Source organism: Bacillus cereus group sp. MG20, assembly GCF_040459885.1.
Classification (GTDB): Bacteria; Bacillota; Bacilli; order Bacillales; family Bacillaceae_G; genus Bacillus_A; species Bacillus_A cereus.
This window is the reverse complement of sequence record NZ_JARVHF010000001.1, coordinates 165385-181197: the sequence shown is the minus strand read 5'-3', so window position 1 is coordinate 181197 and position 15813 is coordinate 165385. Positions and strand designations below refer to the sequence as shown.

The window sequence follows — 15813 nt, the reverse complement described above, 5'->3', positions numbered from 1 at the left end:
TGTAATATTTCTTTGTAAAATCGCAACACTATGTGAATAGATGGGTAGAAAAGGAGTAGTGACATGGATAATACAAAGGTGCGTGTTGAAAACGTAACAAAAGTATTCGGGAAACATCCGCAAAGAGCCCTTTCCTTATTAAAAGAAGGAAAAAGTAAATCGGAAATTTTAAAAGAGACAGGAATGAACGTTGGGGTGAAAAAAGCAACGTTTGAAGTATACTCTGGAGAAATTTTCGTTATTATGGGTTTGTCTGGTAGCGGGAAATCTACACTAGTTCGTATGTTAAATCAATTGATTAAACCAACTGCAGGTCATATATACATAGATGGTGAAGACATCGCAACGATGGGAAAAGAAGAGTTACGGAGAGTAAGAAGAACGAAAATGAGTATGGTATTTCAGAAATTCGCTCTATTTCCGCATCGTACAGTTATACAAAATGTTGCATATGGTTTAGAAATACAAGGAGTTCCAGTTGAAGAGCGAGAGAAAAAAGCGTTAGAATCGCTACAGTTAGTAGGACTCGATCATCATAAAGATAATTATCCAAGTCAACTTAGTGGCGGTATGCAGCAGCGCGTTGGAATCGCCAGGGCACTAACGAATAATCCAGATGTATTACTAATGGACGAGTCATTCAGTGCATTAGATCCACTTATTCGAAAAGAAATGCAAGATGAATTGTTAGAGTTGCAAGATAAAATGGAAAAAACGATTATATTTATTACGCATGATTTAGATGAAGCGCTTCGAATTGGAGATCGTATCGCATTAATGAAAGATGGAGAAATCGTTCAAATTGGAACGCCAGAAGAAATTATGATGAGCCCCGCTAATGAATTTGTAGAAAAGTTTGTTGCGGACGTGAATTTAGGAAAAGTAATTACGGCGGAGTCTATTTTAAAACGACCAGAAACTTTATTAATTGATCGTGGACCTCGTGTAGCCCTTCAAATTATGAGGAATGCTGGTGTTTCAACTGTATATGTTGTAAACAAAAAGTATGAATTTTTAGGTATATTAACTGCGGATGATGCGAGTAAGGCAGTACAAAAACAGTGGCCGATTGCTGATTTATTACTTAATGATATTCCGCATGTGTATTTAGATACTTTACTGGAAGAGACGTATGCAAAAATGGCGGAGATGAAATATCCGTTACCAGTAATCGATGAGAAGAAAAGGCTAAGAGGAATTATTAAACGTGAAAGTGTCATTCAAGCTCTTGCAGGAAACATTGAGGAAGAGGTGAAAGACGATGAATAGTATACCGCGTATTCCATTAGGGGAATGGGTCGACTCATTTGTTGCAAGTTTATATGAGCACTTTGAAGGCTTATTCCGAGGATTCTCTTATATTATTGGTGGATTCGTTGATTTACTCACTAATTTTTTAACAATAATACCTGCTATATTGATGATTATTATCTTATGTTTCCTCATTTGGTACACAACGAGAAAACCATCTTTAGTCATTTTTACGCTTATTGGATTATTATTTATTTTGAATATTAACTACTGGGCACAAACGATGCAAACATTGGCACTCGTACTTACGTCAGTTATTATTTCAATTATTGTCGGAATTCCAATTGGTATATTAGCATCTCAAAATGAACGTTTCTCAAAATTTTTAAAACCAACATTAGATTTTATGCAAACAATGCCTGCATTCGTATACCTTATTCCAGCGATCACATTTTTCGGAGTAGGTGTAGTACCTGGAATTATTGCATCAGTAATCTTTGCAATGCCACCGACAATTCGTTTTACTGACTTAGGAATTAGACAAGTTCCAGAAGATTTAATTGAAGCAGCGAATGCATTTGGATCCACTGCATCACAAAAACTATTTAAAGTACAATTACCACTTGCTACCGGAACGATTATGGCTGGTGTGAACCAAAGTATTATGCTTTCGTTATCGATGGTTGTAACAGCGTCACTTGTAGGAGCTCCTGGACTTGGAGTTGATGTATATCGCTCGGTAACACAAGTTAATATCGGAATGGGATTTGAAGCTGGATTAGCTATCGTAGTAATCGCAATTATATTAGACCGAATTACACAAGGGTTCCATACGAAAAGAAAATAATGACCAAAAAACACACTTTTATACTACAAAGTGTGTTTTTTATTGCATCCAGTTTACATACGAACGATAACAGAACCTCCAGCTGGTGCACAAACTTGGTTTTGCTGTTGTTCCATGGATTTAATTAATTGATTATTTTCTTCGATTAATGAGATTAATTTAGCTAACTGACTTTCAAGGTTAGCGATGCGCTGCATCATATATTGTGAATCATGATGCAATGTATTCCTTACAGGATGGGGGGAATACACATACTGTTGATTTATATTTGGATTCCAATGAGGATGCATTTGAATCGTTCCTCCTTCAATAAATTACGGATCTTTCTTATAGTAAATGCCTATAAATATTTAATGGTTACTTGAAATTTTTTCATTATAAAAGGAGTATGTACAGAAAATGGAAAATATTATATATGAAGTTAAAGTGCATTATTTGAAAAGATTCAAGCGAGATAATGCGTATATTAATACATTTAAGTGAATGCATGTTGTTTAGGGAGAAATAATGGGAGGAGATGCAATTTTGGCTAAAAATAAAAAAAGAAATGATGCTTTGGTAATAGGTGTCGGTATAGGGGTTGTAATCGGTGTATTTCAAGGGCACTTTACAAATAATTTAGTAATCGGAATTGTGATTGGGATTATAATTGGGATTTTGTTTTTGAAGAAATAATGAGGTGTAAATTCATTTCAAAAATTGTTGCATCAAAAGAATGAAAATTCGGAATACGAAACCTGTTTTTCCTTTTTTTGTGCTATTATATATGAAAAGGAAGGTGATGGATATGTCAACAAACAATCAAATAGAACAAAACTGTTTCATTTGCGAAAAACATAAAGGAAATATTATAGTTCCAGGTGGAGCTATTTACGAAGATGAACTCGTTTACGTTGGACATGTCTACTGGGATAGTGAAGCAACATACTTAGGTTATGTAATGATAGATATAAAAAGACATGTACCTGGCCTTGCTGAACTAACAGATGAAGAAGCGAAAGCGTTCGGACTTATAACAAGTAGAGTAAGTAAAGCGCTAAAAGAAAGCGAAGGTGCAGAGCATATTTACACTTTTGTTTCAGGAAATGGTGTACCACATATGCATATGCACATTATTCCACGTTATCCCAATACACCAAAAGAATTTTGGTCACCAACCGAAGTAGCGAAATGGACTGGTGCACCATATGGTGATGAAGAAAAAATAAAAAAACTATGCGAAAGAATACGTAAGTATATGGTAAATGAGTATGCATAAAACAAATAATACACAATATTCATGGGTTGGAAATATAGAAATGTGTTTAGGAGAAATTTCAGTTAAGCAATATGGTGATATTGTACTTGGTAAATATGGCGGGAATATAAGTGCTGGAGCGAAAAAGAATGAAGATGGTGCATTAGTTTGGTCAAATGGTGAATGGGAATTTGCAGCTATATTAGATGGACATAATAGTGCAGAAAGTGTTGATTTAGTAGTAAATACAATCGAAAAAGAATATGAAAATATAAGAGTAATTTTGAATGAACCAATTGATACAGTATTTCAGTATGTTGAAAATCATATACTTACAATTTTTCAGTCATCTTCATTTAAGGAAAAGTGCAAAAGAATACAAGGTGAAACAGCTTGCTTACTATGTGTAAGAAAAGAAAATTATATATGGTGGCTTTCTATTGGTGATTGTTTAGTGTATGTATTTCATGAAGAGTTACATAAGTTAGGACAATATGCATTAAATCAACGTCATTTTTACGAATGGATTGGAAATGTAAACACATTTGATTTACCTGTTCCTTGTTATTCATCAGGTATTCGTGAATTACGTACTGGAAAGAACCGAATTGTAATGGTGACAGATGGAGTATTAGAATGCGGGGAACGCCGATTTGAAACGCCAGTAAATCTGTATAATAATATGAATAGAAATAATAAAAAACTTGAAGAAAGTGTTCATCATGTATTAGAGCACGTTCATCATCAATTCGGACGCGATAGTGCGACTATAATTAGTTGGGACGTTGAAAATAAAGAGAGTGCTACGTATCCGAGTAATCAGCCGGAGAAAAGGTAAAGGAGGAGGCCTTTCTGTTTCTTTTGAAACTAATTGTCTTATTGTTATGGATTATAATTTTATTCTTTTTAGAAAAAATTGTGAGGAAGAAGTTAAATATACCGAGACAAACTGGATGGAATAGTAAATATGTCAGCCAATCACATAAATGGGGGCAATGGATTATCATTATTTCTTATGTAGTACTTATGATGATAGGTTCAATTTTGAATCCAATATACATGACTTATATACCAATTTTCTTTTTTATGACGTTGTACATTTTTCAAGGATATATGCAGTGGAAATATGATAGGAAAGCAAAAGAATATATTATTTCGTTTGGAATTGTTCCGTTACTAATAATTACAGGTTTTATTTTGAATGTATTCTATAATACGTATTGGTGATGAATGGTCATACAAATAAAGGGTGAGAAAATGATAAGACCACGTTTACGTGCTGAAATAATGATTGTAAACGACGAACATTCAAAAGTACTTGTACAATGTGATGAGAATGAATCATTTTACCGTTTTCCAGGTGGCTCTATTGAATTTGGTGAAACGTCAAAAGAAGCAATGATTCGAGAGTTAATAGAAGAATACGATTTGAAAGTTGATGTTCAAGAGTTAGCAATTGTAAATGAACACATTTTTGAGTGGGGCAACGAAAATGGTCATCATTGTACATTGATACATTGGGGGACTGTTGAAAAAATCATTACAAATGAAATAAGGCATAAAGAGCATGAGGATATTATATTAATTTGGAAAAGTCTAGAGGAATTACAGGAGAAGCCGACATATCCTGAAGGCATCATAAGTTATTTAGAAGGGGATAACCGTAATATAGTCCAATTTATTTCAAGTAATTAAATGAAATAATAGGAGGGGTGAAAATGGGAGCTTCTACTTTTTGGATTATAACTATTGTTTTTTGTATAGCTGTCTACTTTCTCGATAAGTTTTTAAGAAAAAAATTTAATATGCCCAAGGGTGGTTTTTGGGGATATAAGAAACATGTAAATAGTTTACATAAAAAATTGGAAATAGGACTACTTTTTATTTATTTAATAACTAGCTTTATATTTATCTTTAAATTTGAAAGTGTTAATATCGCTTATGTCATTTTTTCTTATTTAGGTGGGACGTTAATCTTAAGAGCATTGATGGAATGGAAGTATGATAAAGAATCGAAAGAATATATATTTTCGGTAATTGGGGTATTCACGTTTATTTTTATGACTTCGATACTATTTTACTTCTTTCCACCTGCTGTATAATAAAAATTTGATAGTACAAATAATGAAATAACTAATAAACAAGAAACCATTTACTACTAAATGGTTTCTTGTTTATTTAAGCATTTATTTTAGTTAATATAGATGTAATGAAATCAGTTTTATCCTCTGCATACTTATGTTTATCAGTAGGATTAGCTTGTGAAAGTTGAATCTTTAACTGTTCATACTGCATGCGTGCAGTTTTATTGTCTATTAAGTAATCACGAAATTGTAATTGTTCTATTAAATATGTATTCCCTTGTTCATACATATGAATTTGATGAGTTCTTGGTTCACCTTTATTAAAATAGTATCTTTCGGGTAATACTTCTTTTCTATATTTATAGTTTAGTAGTTCTAACTTTTTAATACAATGTATACCGTCCGTATAATTTTCTAATTCAATTGCTATATCAATAATTGGCTTTGCACTTAAATATGGAATAGAAGTACTACCAATATGGTGTATCGCTAAAATATGTTCGCCAATTTGTTCCTCAATGATTTGTTTCTCTTTCATAAACTCAATTTCCCATTCTTCAGTCCACGGCACTAAAAACACTTCCCCATACGGTAAACCTAACATTTAATTAGCACCTCTTTCAAAATAGTTTTCAAAAAGTTTATTACATCTTCTTAAAGCTTCTCAAAACAAGGTATTCCCACAATCTCCAAGGAAGAATCTTCTTCGTAAAGATCATAAATTTTACACCTTTTCCAATAGGATATCGTAAAGTAGTACGCTTTTTTTCAGTAATTTCAACGATTTTATTAGCAACATCTATCGGATTACCAAATGTATCACTACCGCTATTAATATGTTTTTGTATTTTATCCATATATTCTTTGTAAGGAGATGTTGTATCAGATTGGTTTTTAGCTAGTTGTTTACCAACCTCCCATATATTTGTGTTGTAAGAACCAGGTTCAATTAAAGCGACATCTATTCCGAAAGGTTTTAATTCTAAGCGAAGCGATTCACTCCAGCCTTCTAATGCATATTTTGAAGATACATAAGGAGATAAACCAGGAAATCCAACTTGGCCGCTAATGCTGCTTATATTAATGATTTTTCCGCTTCTTTGTTCTCTCATATATGGTAAAACAAGCTGAGTGATTGATATAGCTCCAAAAAGGTTCGTTTCAAATTGCTTTCGATATTCGTCTACTGGGATTTCTTCTACAAAGCCCCCATTTGCATATCCTGCATTATTTATAAGGAGATCTATTCTATTAATTTCTTTTAAAAACAATTGGAAATTATGTATAGAATTTTGATCTGTTACATCTAATTGTTGAACTTTTATATTGTGCTGTAAGTTAAGTTGAGTAACTTGGGATAGTATGGTTCCTTGTTTTTCAAGGTTTCGCATTGTAGCGATAACTAAATAATTTTTTTTTGCGAGTTCGAGTGTAGTTAATAGTCCAAATCCACTTGAGGCTCCAGTAATTATTGCGATTTTTTTATTCATTTTTCGCCAGCTTTCTTTTTCTTTTATCATAACGAGTTATGATAAGAAAATCTATTATTCTTACATTCATTATGAAATGAATTTGTATGTAAAAAAGGAGATTATAGGGAATCAGCGTATATAGAGTAGTGTATATTAATATGATAATGAAATGAGGGAAGAAAAATGGTCCATGTAAAAGCTGTATTAGCAGATCAGCTATTAGCGAATGCAAATGATCCCAGTTGGTATATGCCATTTTCAGATGCAGTTAAGGATTTATCTGAGAGGGAAGCTTTCTGGAAACCGAATGAAGAGAGTAATAGTATAGCTGAAATCGTACAACATTTACTGTATTGGAACTCTACGTGGCAAACTAGGTATAAAGAATCAAATGTGAATGCAGTACCCGCTATAGGAGATAATAACAAAAGTTTTATGCTCTCAGATAATCAAACTTTCGATGAATTACGGGAAAAACTACTAGAAAAACTGTTACAATGGCAAAATCTCATAAATGAAGAAAAGGTTGAAAGTGATGTAGTGGGATTTCCTGTTTCTGCAAAGTGGTGGGAAGTGCTAGCGAATGTAACAACTCATAATGCATATCATATTGGTCAAATTATTTACATCCGAAAATTACAGAAGAGCTTTGATAATGAATAAAGTAACAATTCTCTTATTAAGGGAACAAAAGTGGACAAAACGAGACAAACGTCTCATTTTGTCCACTTTTTTATTGTTTAAAGATAGAGAAAACCTATTAAAACAAGGATTCGAAATTGGCACAATACTTGCAATATAAAAGACGAACAAGAAAATAGGAGGGCTGGACATGTTAAAAACAACTGAAAGTAAAGGGAATGAAATTACGAAAGAACAAGCTCGTTGGATGTACGAAAAAATGTTAGAAATTCGTAAGTTTGAAGATAAGGTGCATGAATTGTTCGCGCAAGGCGTTTTGCCAGGTTTCGTTCATTTATACGCAGGTGAAGAAGCGGTAGCAGTTGGTGTATGTGCCCACTTAACGGATAGTGACAGTATTACAAGTACACATAGAGGTCATGGACATTGTATCGCAAAAGGTTGTGATTTAAATGGTATGATGGCTGAACTTTTCGGGAAAGCGACAGGATTATGTAAAGGAAAAGGCGGTTCCATGCATATTGCCGATTTAGATAAAGGAATGCTAGGTGCGAATGGCATTGTAGGCGGCGGTTTCCCACTTGCTTGCGGTTCAGCATTAACAGCTAAATATAAAGGAACAAAAGATGTAAGTGTTTGCTTCTTCGGTGACGGAGCAAATAATGAAGGGACATTTCATGAAGGGGTTAATTTAGCGGCGATTTGGAAGTTACCAGTTATTTTTATCGCAGAAAATAACGGTTACGGTGAAGCAACTACATTTGAATATGCTTCAAGTTGTGATTCTATTGCTGATCGTGCAAAAGCTTATAATATTCCAGGTGTTCAAGTAGATGGAAAAGATCTTCTAGCTGTATATAAAGCTGCTGCAGAAGCAGTGGAACGTGCACGTAATGGTGATGGTCCAACAATTATTGAATGTATGACATATCGTAATTATGGTCATTTCGAAGGTGAAGCACAAACATATAAAACATCAGAAGAAAAAGAAGAACATTTAAACGAAAGAGATGCAATTGTAAATTTCCGTAAGCATTTAATTCATGAAGGTTTATTAACGGAATCTGAACTTGTTGATATGGAAAAAGCAGTAGATGATGCAGTACAAAGATCCATTGAATTTAGTGAAAATAGTCCATACCCAGACGATGAAGAATTATTAAAAGATGTATACGTTTCTTACAAATAAGAGGAGTGTGAAAAATTATGACTAGAACAGTAAGTATGTCAACTGCAATTAATGAAGCAATGAAAATCTCAATGCGTCGTGATGAAAATGTAATTTTAATAGGTGAAGACGTTGCAGGCGGTGCACAAGTTGATCACCTGCAAGATGATGAAGCTTGGGGCGGTGTGCTTGGTGTTACGAAAGGACTTGTACAAGAGTTTGGCCGAAATCGTATATTGGATACACCAATTTCTGAAGCGGGTTATATGGGAGCTGCGATGGCCGCTGCTGCAACTGGGTTACGTCCGATAGCTGAGTTAATGTTTAATGATTTTATCGGTAGTTGTCTTGACCAAGTATTAAACCAAGGTGCGAAATTCCGTTATATGTTTGGAGGTAAAGCAAAAGTACCCGTTACAGTACGTACGATGCATGGCGCTGGTTTTAGTGCAGCAGCTCAACATTCACAAAGTTTGTACGCATTATTTACGAGCATACCAGGTATTAAAGTTGTTGTTCCTTCCACACCGTATGATGCAAAAGGCTTATTATTAGCGGCAATTGAAGATGATGATCCAGTAATCTTCTTTGAGGATAAAACACTTTACAATATGAAAGGTGAAGTGCCAGAAGGATACTATACAATTCCATTAGGAAAAGCAGATATTAAACGGGAAGGTTCTGATGTAACAATTGTCGCAATCGGAAAGCAAGTTCATACAGCGCTTGCAGCTGCAAAGCAATTATCGAAAAAGGGGCTTGAAGTAGAAGTAATTGATCCACGATCTTTATCACCACTTGATGAAGATACTATTTTATCATCTGTTGAAAAAACAAATCGTCTTATCGTCATTGACGAAGCGAATCCTAGATGTAGTATTGCAACAGATATTGCGGCAATTGTAGCGGATAAAGGTTTTGATTTGTTAGATGCACCTATTAAACGAATTACAGCACCACATACACCTGTTCCGTTCTCACCACCACTTGAAAAGTTGTATTTGCCAACACCAGAAAAAGTAATTGAAACTGTATCAGAAATGATCGGAGACCAATCTTTATTACATGTGTAATAAAACGATGAGAAGGGAGAGAGAGACATGGCTGTAGAAGTTGTAATGCCGAAGTTAGGTATGGCGATGAAAGAAGGTATTATTACGAGCTGGAATATTAAAGCAGGCGATAATGTAGCAAAAGGAGAACTAATTGCTAGTATTAATTCAGAAAAAATTGAAACGGAAATTAAAGCGCCAGCTGATGGTACGGTACTTGATATAGCTGTAAGTGAAGATGAAGGAGTGCCGCCTGGTACTGTAATTTGCTACATCGGTAAACCGAATGAAAAGGTAGAAATGCAGGAAAGCACACATGTTGTAGAAGAAAAAACATCTAATATAGAAGTACAAAATGTACAAAATGTACAAAATCAAGAAGCAAATGAGAAAGAAGTATCGAAGCAAAGAATTAAAATTTCACCTGTAGCCAAGAAAATTGCAAAGTCTGAAAATCTGGATATCAAGGCATTAGTTGGTACAGGTCCTGGCGGAAGGATTACAAAGGCAGATGTATTAAAAGTACTTGAGGTAAGAGTAAACGTTCCGGAAATATCTGAACGAGAAGAAAGTAAAGCGATTCCTGTTACTGGTATGCGTAAAGCAATCGCAAATCGTATGCACGCAAGCTTACAAAATAGCGCACAATTAACGTTAACGATGAAAGTAGATGTAACAGATTTAGTTGCTTTACATAAAGAAATAGCGGAAGTTGTACAAAAAAGATATGATAATAAATTAACTATTACGGATTTCGTCTCGCATGCTGTTGTATTAGCACTTGGAGAGCATAAAGAAATGAACAGCGCTTATATAGATGATGCAATTCATCAATTTGAACATGTGCATTTAGGCATGGCAGTCGCATTAGAAAAAGGGTTAGTCGTTCCAGCTATTCGCTTTGCAAATAATTTATCTTTAGTAGAGTTGTCTAAAGAGATTAAGAATGTGGCACAAAAGGCACGAGCAGGTAGCTTAAGTAGTGATGATATGCACGGAACGACATTTACAATTAGTAATTTAGGTAGCTTTGGTATTGAATATTTCACACCGGTATTAAATACACCTGAAACTGGTATTTTAGGTGTAGGTGCAATTGAACATGTTCCTGTATTTAAAGGGAAAAAATTAAGAAAAGGAAGTATGTTACCTTTAAGTTTAACATTCGATCATCGTGTATTAGACGGTGCACCAGCAGCTGCATTTTTACGCACAATTAAACATTATTTAGAAGAACCTATAACAATTCTTTTATAAAGAGAAGGTGAGAGAATGAGTAAATTAGTTGTTATTGGGGGCGGACCTGCTGGCTATGTAGCAGCAATTACCGCGGCTCAAAATGGCAAAGATGTCACTCTTATTGATGAAGCTGACCTTGGCGGAACATGTTTAAATGTTGGGTGTATGCCGACGAAATCACTGTTAGAAAGTGCTGAAGTACATGACATTGTGAGAAAAGCGAATGATTATGGGGTTACGCTTAATACAGGAAGTATATCAATTGATTGGGATCAAATACAGGCGAGGAAATCACAAATCGTAATGCAACTCGTCCAAGGAATACAATATTTAATGAAGAAAAATAAAATTAAAGTTGTAAAAGGAAAAGCGAAATTCGAAACGGATCATCGTATGCGAGTTGTACAAGGAAATAAAGAAGAAGTAGTTGATGGAGAGAGCTTTATTATCGCAGCTGGTTCCGAACCTACAGAATTACCATTCGCTCCGTTTGATGGAAAATGGATTTTAAATAGTAGCCATGCCATGTCTCTTGAGAGTGTACCATCTTCATTGTTAATCGTTGGTGGTGGTGTAATAGGATGCGAGTTTGCAAGCATTTATAGTAGACTTGGCACAAAAGTATCGATAGTTGAAATGGCACCGCAATTAATACCTGGTGAAGATGAAGATATCGCGAATACTTTAAGAGAGAAATTAGAAAAAGATGGGGTGAAAATTTTTACGGGAGCAGTTTTAAAAGGTTTAAATAACTATAAGAAGCAAGCTTCATTTGAATACGAGGGAATTACTCATGAAGTAACTCCAGAATTTGTTCTTGTTTCTGTAGGAAGAAAACCACGAGTGCAACAATTAGGATTAGAAAAGGCAGGGGTTCAGTTTTCAAATAAAGGGATTGCTGTGAATGAACATATGCAAACGAACGTATCGCATATTTACGCAGCTGGTGATGTGATCGGTGGAATTCAGCTTGCTCATGTTGCCTTCCATGAAGGAACGACAGCAGCATTACACGCAAGCGGAGAAGACATGAAAGTAAATTATCACGCTGTGCCCCGTTGTATATACACAGCTCCAGAAATAGCTAGTGTCGGGTTAAGTGAAAAAGGTGCAAGAGAACAATATGGTGATATTCTCATCGGAGAATTTCCTTTTACAGCGAACGGAAAAGCTCTTATTTTAGGAGAACAAGTAGGTAAAGTAAAAGTCATTGTAGAACCTAAATACCAAGAAATTGTAGGGATTTCTATTATCGGTCCTCATGCAACTGAACTTATTGGTCAAGGAACCATAATGATTCATACAGAAGTTACCGCTGATATAATGAGAGATTATATTGCAGCACACCCTACTTTATCAGAAGCAATTCATGAAGCGTTAATGCAAGCGGTAGGACATGCTGTACATGCTTAAATGGAAATATAATAAACCACTATTCTCTAAACAAATAAGAGAATAGTGGTTTGATTTTTTATTAATAGAATATCTTATTATTTTTTAATTTCAATCGCTGAAGTAATATCGTTCCAATCAGGAGCTAAATTAGCAGTTTTACCATACCAATCAGCGTGTTTAAATATAACACCTTTTCCATATCCTTGTGTTGAAGAGTGCTCCCAAAGTGTCGTTGAATAACTTGCAGAAGGTGAGGCTGTACTTACAGAAGAAATTCTGTCATTCCAGCTAGATGGTAAGTTTTTAAAGCCGCTGCTCCAGTAAATATATTGACCACCTTTATCTTTATGTTCGTAAAAATCAGTACTACCAGCACCGCTACCTAAAGGATTAATATTATTTTTAATTGCTTTTTTATCCTTTGCAATATACGCATCCAATGTTTCACGGCTAGTAAAACCATAAGCTAGCCAATCTCCATTTTCATTTTGCTCTGGTAATACCATAGTAATTTGGATATCTTTCTTATCCTGATCACTTAATTTTGCAAATGAATTAACATTTTGTTCATCCACTTTTAAATAATCAAATGACTTAATTGTGTTACTTTTTTCCTCAGCACTTACTGCACCTAGTCCTCCAGTTAATGCAAAACCCGCTACTAATGTCCCTGCTACTAATTTCTTCAACATATAACCATCCCTTTTTGTTTGAATTTTTGTACAGGTGAATCTTGTACAGCTAAAATGTATTCTAATTTTATACTTTTGTAAATATTCTGAAGTTTTAGAAATAATAGGCGGAATATTTACATTTTTACATTATTTCTTTAGAAAAAATGGTTATTGGAATGATATAATAAGTGGATGTATTGCTTTTACTGGATGTAAAGATATTTTAGGAGAGGTGTCATTGAAATATTTTACAAGAGAATGGTATAAAAAAATGCAAGTTTTAGAATTTATAAGTTTTATAGAGTCTATAAAAGAATGGTCGGAAATGGATATACAAAGTTTAAAGGAAGAAATAGAGGAAAGGAAAATAGATTTATTAAAATTCCTTCCTGAATCGATATACTCAATTATACAAAACATAACAATTAATTCAGAATACCCATCAGGTGAACTGAAAAAACTTATGCAAGAGTGGACAACAGATTATGAGAAAAGAATGGCACAATTAGATCAATCATACGTAGAATATTTTAATTCCATTGAGAAAAAACTTCCGTCAAATGTCGCTCAGTTACACAAGACATCACTACACGATAGTGTAATTAAAGTAATAAAGAGAGAATCAGAAGATACTTTGTCTATCGTATTAGATTGCAGTGGTACTTTTAGTGAATTTGATAAACTTGAAGTAACCTTTATAGGAGTAACACAGTGTTCTATGCCGGAAAACTTTGAAAATGCTTGGTGGTTATATCATGAAATAGCTCTTACTGAAGATGGTTTTGAACTTGGCGTTTTATTTGACTCTCCGTTTAGAGAAGTGACGATTTGCGCAGCAGATGTATTACTTGTGAAGAAATAATGTTGTATGGAGTATTACAAACGTTTGACATAATAAAAAAATAAAGTTAATGTAGATACATGAAGTCTACAATAGGAGCTGTACTATGAAATATTCTAAAGCTACAAATTATGCTCTTCATACAATGCTTTTTCTGGCAAAGGCCACACCAAATAAGTTAGTTAGTGTTCACCAATTAGCAGAAATGCAAAATGTTTCACCAACGTACTTGTCTAAAATACTAACTAAGTTGACGAAGGAAGGGATGATACACTCATCATCTGGTCCAAAGGGCGGTTACTCGCTTAGTAAGAATTGGGAAGATATTTCATTTTTAGATATTATACATGCAATTGAAGGCAAAACATCATTGTTTGACTGTTGTTTACATGACAAACCTGGATGTTTAATTAATGAGGCAATGCTCGCAGCAGAAGAGAAAATGGAAGAAGAGTTAAGAAATCAAAAAATCGTAGATCTTGCGAAAAAAATAAAAGTGGATTTTTAATCTGCTTTTATTTTTAAATTAATTAAGGATAAAAAGGCTCTTTAATATCTTTAATTGTAGTTAGAAAATGATATGAAGAAGGAGAGAAGATGATGAATAATTTTTGGAATGATCGATATAAATCAGATGAATATTTTTACGGGGAAGAACCTAATACATTTATTAAAGAACAAGCATTTCGTTTAGCAAATCACAATAAAGTAATAGCATTTGCGGAGGGAGAAGGTAGAAATGCTGTATTTCTAGCAAGACAAGGGAACGAAGTAACAGCTATTGATTATTCGGAAGATGGATTAGAAAAGACAAAAAAATTGGCAGAGAAGCATAACGTAAACGTGCATACAAAAAAAGTAGATTTATTAGCTGATAGTTTGCCAGAAAATGAATATGATGCAGCAATTATGGTATTTGGACATTTTCATGATGATTATAAAAAAATGATATTAGGTAAAATGATACAAACGATAAAGCCTGGTGGATTAATTATGTTTGAAGTTTACTCAAAAAAACAAATAAACTATGGTACTGGTGGACCAAAAGATGTTGATATGCTGTATGATCCAATTGATATCCTTACTTGGTGTGAAGAACATAAGGTAATTCATTTCTTTAATGGAGAACAAGAGCGAGTTGAAGGGAAAGGGCACACTGGTTTAGCTGATGTTATTCAAGTTGTTATTAGAAAATTAATATAAGTGTTAATGAAAGTGTTAAATGTATGAATGTAAAAAGACCAGTCGTATAAGACTGGTCTTTCTATTTAGATACTAAATTATCAAGCTTCCAATATGTATTTGTTAACGGCGCAGCTTTGCTATCTATGTATAAATACATATTATTTAAATCTTTTGGTGAAGTTTTCAGTTCAAATACAACGTCAGTAGTTAAAGAGAATTCGTGTGGAACATTTTTATAGTGCTCGTCATCTATCGGATGAGCTTCACCTTCATATTTCTCACCAGTTTTTTCATCTTGTATGAAATATTTTATTTCCGAAAGATCAATAGTTTGTCCATCGTCTCGAACATTATTAATCATAACACGAGTAGTAAGGCGCCGCTCTTTGTCTATTTTTTCAAACTTTGCATTCTCAACTGTCGCTCTATAGTATTCATTTTTAACTATTTCTCCATAGTGCATTGCATTCTTTTCGAGAGCGCTCTTTTCTTGTTTTGATGTAGTATTGCTATTACATCCTGTTAATATTCCAGTAAATAATAATGCTGTACATGTCGTTTTGATTAATGATTTCATAGTAATCCCTTTCTGTATTAAAAAGTAAAACATAGGAATAATTTCACATCAATAGGAAGGTAAATGGAAGTATTTTTGCGTAATATACAGATATACATTTATTTGGTTGTCAAGTTAACAGGATAGAAAGAGGGAGAAGACTGTATAAA

The 15813-nt window shown here is 34.0% G+C and carries 22 protein-coding genes; 17 read left to right on the top strand and 5 right to left on the bottom strand.

All coding sequences use genetic code 11. From position 1 onward, the window contains the following. Positions 1-63 precede the first annotated feature (63 nt). Both QCI81_RS00970 and QCI81_RS00965 read left to right on the top strand, forming a co-directional pair. On the top strand, positions 64-1269 hold the full coding sequence (locus QCI81_RS00970; RefSeq protein WP_000370606.1) for a quaternary amine ABC transporter ATP-binding protein: 1206 nt from the start codon (positions 64-66) through the stop codon (positions 1267-1269). Then, positions 1262-2098, top strand: coding sequence for an ABC transporter permease (locus tag QCI81_RS00965; RefSeq protein ID WP_016081306.1), 837 nt, complete (start codon positions 1262-1264; stop codon positions 2096-2098). The genes QCI81_RS00970 and QCI81_RS00965 overlap by 8 nt, the downstream gene beginning before the upstream one ends. Before the next feature lie 53 nt (positions 2099-2151). Here QCI81_RS00965 and QCI81_RS00960 read toward each other — a convergent pair whose 3' ends face one another. Further along, complete coding sequence (locus QCI81_RS00960; RefSeq protein WP_071732121.1) at positions 2152-2388, bottom strand: hypothetical protein; 237 nt, start codon at positions 2386-2388, stop codon at positions 2152-2154. 217 nt (positions 2389-2605) lie between these two features. Here QCI81_RS00960 and QCI81_RS00955 point away from each other — a divergent pair, with 217 nt between their 5' ends. The 6 genes from QCI81_RS00955 (at position 2606) to QCI81_RS00930 (ending at position 5437) form a co-directional block, all read left to right on the top strand. Next, complete coding sequence (locus QCI81_RS00955; protein WP_071732122.1) at positions 2606-2773, top strand: glycine zipper domain-containing protein; 168 nt, start codon at positions 2606-2608, stop codon at positions 2771-2773. Positions 2774-2864: 91 nt separating this feature from the next. After that, a complete protein-coding gene (locus QCI81_RS00950) occupies positions 2865-3356 on the top strand; it encodes an HIT family protein (protein WP_176510580.1) in 492 nt (163 codons plus the stop codon). After that, the gene (locus QCI81_RS00945; RefSeq protein ID WP_353810939.1) at positions 3349-4173 is read left to right on the top strand and encodes a PP2C family serine/threonine-protein phosphatase; all 825 of its coding nucleotides are present in this window, start codon (positions 3349-3351) and stop codon (positions 4171-4173) included. The genes QCI81_RS00950 and QCI81_RS00945 overlap by 8 nt, the downstream gene beginning before the upstream one ends. 23 nt (positions 4174-4196) lie before the next feature. Next, positions 4197-4562 carry a DUF4181 domain-containing protein gene (locus QCI81_RS00940; protein ID WP_000767735.1) on the top strand — a complete coding sequence of 122 codons (366 nt, stop codon included), beginning with the start codon at positions 4197-4199 and terminating at the stop codon, positions 4560-4562. A gap of 30 nt (positions 4563-4592) precedes the next feature. Continuing rightward, positions 4593-5030, top strand: a complete 438-nt coding sequence (locus QCI81_RS00935; protein WP_071732123.1) for an NUDIX domain-containing protein — start codon at positions 4593-4595, stop codon at positions 5028-5030. Between the two features lie 23 nt (positions 5031-5053). Next, positions 5054-5437, top strand: a complete 384-nt coding sequence (locus QCI81_RS00930) for a DUF4181 domain-containing protein (protein ID WP_069355735.1) — start codon at positions 5054-5056, stop codon at positions 5435-5437. A gap of 76 nt (positions 5438-5513) precedes the next feature. Here QCI81_RS00930 and QCI81_RS00925 read toward each other — a convergent pair whose 3' ends face one another. Together QCI81_RS00925 and QCI81_RS00920 are read right to left on the bottom strand one after the other, a co-directional pair. Further along, entirely contained in the window at positions 5514-6023 is a 510-nt protein-coding gene (locus QCI81_RS00925) for a GrpB family protein (protein WP_071732124.1), read from the bottom strand. Between the two features lie 40 nt (positions 6024-6063). Beyond that, positions 6064-6909, bottom strand: a complete 846-nt coding sequence (locus QCI81_RS00920) for an oxidoreductase (protein WP_222592262.1) — start codon at positions 6907-6909, stop codon at positions 6064-6066. A gap of 165 nt (positions 6910-7074) precedes the next feature. Between QCI81_RS00920 and QCI81_RS00915 the strand changes: the two genes are divergently transcribed. Genes QCI81_RS00915 through lpdA form a run of 6 tightly spaced genes read left to right on the top strand, consistent with a single transcriptional unit; the run spans position 7075 to position 12405 of the window. Beyond that, positions 7075-7554 (top strand): DinB family protein, encoded by a 480-nt coding sequence (locus QCI81_RS00915; RefSeq protein ID WP_000233778.1) that lies wholly within the window; start codon positions 7075-7077, stop codon positions 7552-7554. After that, positions 7547-7693, top strand: a complete 147-nt coding sequence (locus QCI81_RS00910; RefSeq protein WP_001045412.1) for a hypothetical protein — start codon at positions 7547-7549, stop codon at positions 7691-7693. Before QCI81_RS00915 ends, QCI81_RS00910 begins: the two co-directional genes overlap by 8 nt. A 30-nt stretch (positions 7694-7723) precedes the next feature. Continuing rightward, positions 7724-8722, top strand: coding sequence for an acetoin:2,6-dichlorophenolindophenol oxidoreductase subunit alpha (gene acoA / locus QCI81_RS00905; protein ID WP_000921277.1), 999 nt, complete (start codon positions 7724-7726; stop codon positions 8720-8722). Between the two features lie 17 nt (positions 8723-8739). Continuing rightward, positions 8740-9774, top strand: coding sequence for an acetoin:2,6-dichlorophenolindophenol oxidoreductase subunit beta (gene acoB, locus QCI81_RS00900; RefSeq protein WP_000198898.1), 1035 nt, complete (start codon positions 8740-8742; stop codon positions 9772-9774). Positions 9775-9801: 27 nt separating this feature from the next. After that, on the top strand, positions 9802-11010 hold the full coding sequence (locus tag QCI81_RS00895) for a dihydrolipoamide acetyltransferase family protein (protein ID WP_071732126.1): 1209 nt from the start codon (positions 9802-9804) through the stop codon (positions 11008-11010). Positions 11011-11025: 15 nt separating this feature from the next. Then, positions 11026-12405: a dihydrolipoyl dehydrogenase gene (lpdA, locus tag QCI81_RS00890; RefSeq protein ID WP_071732127.1), complete on the top strand. Its 1380-nt coding sequence runs from the start codon at positions 11026-11028 to the stop codon at positions 12403-12405. Positions 12406-12482: 77 nt separating this feature from the next. Here the strand turns inward: lpdA and QCI81_RS00885 are convergent, their stop codons facing one another. Next, a complete protein-coding gene (locus QCI81_RS00885; protein WP_071732128.1) occupies positions 12483-13079 on the bottom strand; it encodes a hypothetical protein in 597 nt (198 codons plus the stop codon). Between the two features lie 220 nt (positions 13080-13299). On the opposite strand from QCI81_RS00885, the gene QCI81_RS00880 reads away from it, so the two are divergent. The 3 genes from QCI81_RS00880 to QCI81_RS00870 all read left to right on the top strand — a co-directional run bounded on the left by QCI81_RS00880 (position 13300) and on the right by QCI81_RS00870 (position 15105). Then, complete coding sequence (locus tag QCI81_RS00880; protein WP_063547502.1) at positions 13300-13923, top strand: DUF4085 domain-containing protein; 624 nt, start codon at positions 13300-13302, stop codon at positions 13921-13923. An 85-nt stretch (positions 13924-14008) separates the two neighbouring features. Next, positions 14009-14410, top strand: coding sequence for an Rrf2 family transcriptional regulator (locus QCI81_RS00875; protein WP_000877649.1), 402 nt, complete (start codon positions 14009-14011; stop codon positions 14408-14410). A gap of 89 nt (positions 14411-14499) precedes the next feature. After that, complete coding sequence (locus tag QCI81_RS00870) at positions 14500-15105, top strand: class I SAM-dependent methyltransferase (protein ID WP_053564252.1); 606 nt, start codon at positions 14500-14502, stop codon at positions 15103-15105. 61 nt (positions 15106-15166) lie between these two features. On the opposite strand, the gene QCI81_RS00865 is transcribed toward QCI81_RS00870, so the two are convergent. Beyond that, a complete protein-coding gene (locus QCI81_RS00865; RefSeq protein WP_053564253.1) occupies positions 15167-15664 on the bottom strand; it encodes a hypothetical protein in 498 nt (165 codons plus the stop codon). Positions 15665-15813 lie beyond the last annotated feature (149 nt).

Bases quoted from the DNA above. Each gene is read 5' to 3' on its own strand.
- QCI81_RS00970 (WP_000370606.1), top strand. From the start codon at position 64: ATGGATAATACAAAGGTGCGTGTTGAAAACGTAACAAAAGTATTCGGG.
- QCI81_RS00965 (WP_016081306.1), top strand. From the start codon at position 1,262: ATGAATAGTATACCGCGTATTCCATTAGGGGAATGGGTCGACTCATTT.
- QCI81_RS00960 (WP_071732121.1), bottom strand. From the start codon at position 2,388: ATGCATCCTCATTGGAATCCAAATATAAATCAACAGTATGTGTATTCC.
- QCI81_RS00955 (WP_071732122.1), top strand. From the start codon at position 2,606: ATGGGAGGAGATGCAATTTTGGCTAAAAATAAAAAAAGAAATGATGCT.
- QCI81_RS00950 (WP_176510580.1), top strand. From the start codon at position 2,865: ATGAAAAGGAAGGTGATGGATATGTCAACAAACAATCAAATAGAACAA.
- QCI81_RS00945 (WP_353810939.1), top strand. From the start codon at position 3,349: ATGCATAAAACAAATAATACACAATATTCATGGGTTGGAAATATAGAA.
- QCI81_RS00935 (WP_071732123.1), top strand. From the start codon at position 4,593: ATGATAAGACCACGTTTACGTGCTGAAATAATGATTGTAAACGACGAA.
- QCI81_RS00930 (WP_069355735.1), top strand. From the start codon at position 5,054: ATGGGAGCTTCTACTTTTTGGATTATAACTATTGTTTTTTGTATAGCT.
- QCI81_RS00925 (WP_071732124.1), bottom strand. From the start codon at position 6,023: ATGTTAGGTTTACCGTATGGGGAAGTGTTTTTAGTGCCGTGGACTGAA.
- QCI81_RS00920 (WP_222592262.1), bottom strand. From the start codon at position 6,909: ATGAATAAAAAAATCGCAATAATTACTGGAGCCTCAAGTGGATTTGGA.
- QCI81_RS00915 (WP_000233778.1), top strand. From the start codon at position 7,075: ATGGTCCATGTAAAAGCTGTATTAGCAGATCAGCTATTAGCGAATGCA.
- QCI81_RS00910 (WP_001045412.1), top strand. From the start codon at position 7,547: ATGAATAAAGTAACAATTCTCTTATTAAGGGAACAAAAGTGGACAAAA.
- acoA (WP_000921277.1), top strand. From the start codon at position 7,724: ATGTTAAAAACAACTGAAAGTAAAGGGAATGAAATTACGAAAGAACAA.
- acoB (WP_000198898.1), top strand. From the start codon at position 8,740: ATGACTAGAACAGTAAGTATGTCAACTGCAATTAATGAAGCAATGAAA.
- QCI81_RS00895 (WP_071732126.1), top strand. From the start codon at position 9,802: ATGGCTGTAGAAGTTGTAATGCCGAAGTTAGGTATGGCGATGAAAGAA.
- lpdA (WP_071732127.1), top strand. From the start codon at position 11,026: ATGAGTAAATTAGTTGTTATTGGGGGCGGACCTGCTGGCTATGTAGCA.
- QCI81_RS00885 (WP_071732128.1), bottom strand. From the start codon at position 13,079: ATGTTGAAGAAATTAGTAGCAGGGACATTAGTAGCGGGTTTTGCATTA.
- QCI81_RS00875 (WP_000877649.1), top strand. From the start codon at position 14,009: ATGAAATATTCTAAAGCTACAAATTATGCTCTTCATACAATGCTTTTT.
- QCI81_RS00870 (WP_053564252.1), top strand. From the start codon at position 14,500: ATGATGAATAATTTTTGGAATGATCGATATAAATCAGATGAATATTTT.
- QCI81_RS00865 (WP_053564253.1), bottom strand. From the start codon at position 15,664: ATGAAATCATTAATCAAAACGACATGTACAGCATTATTATTTACTGGA.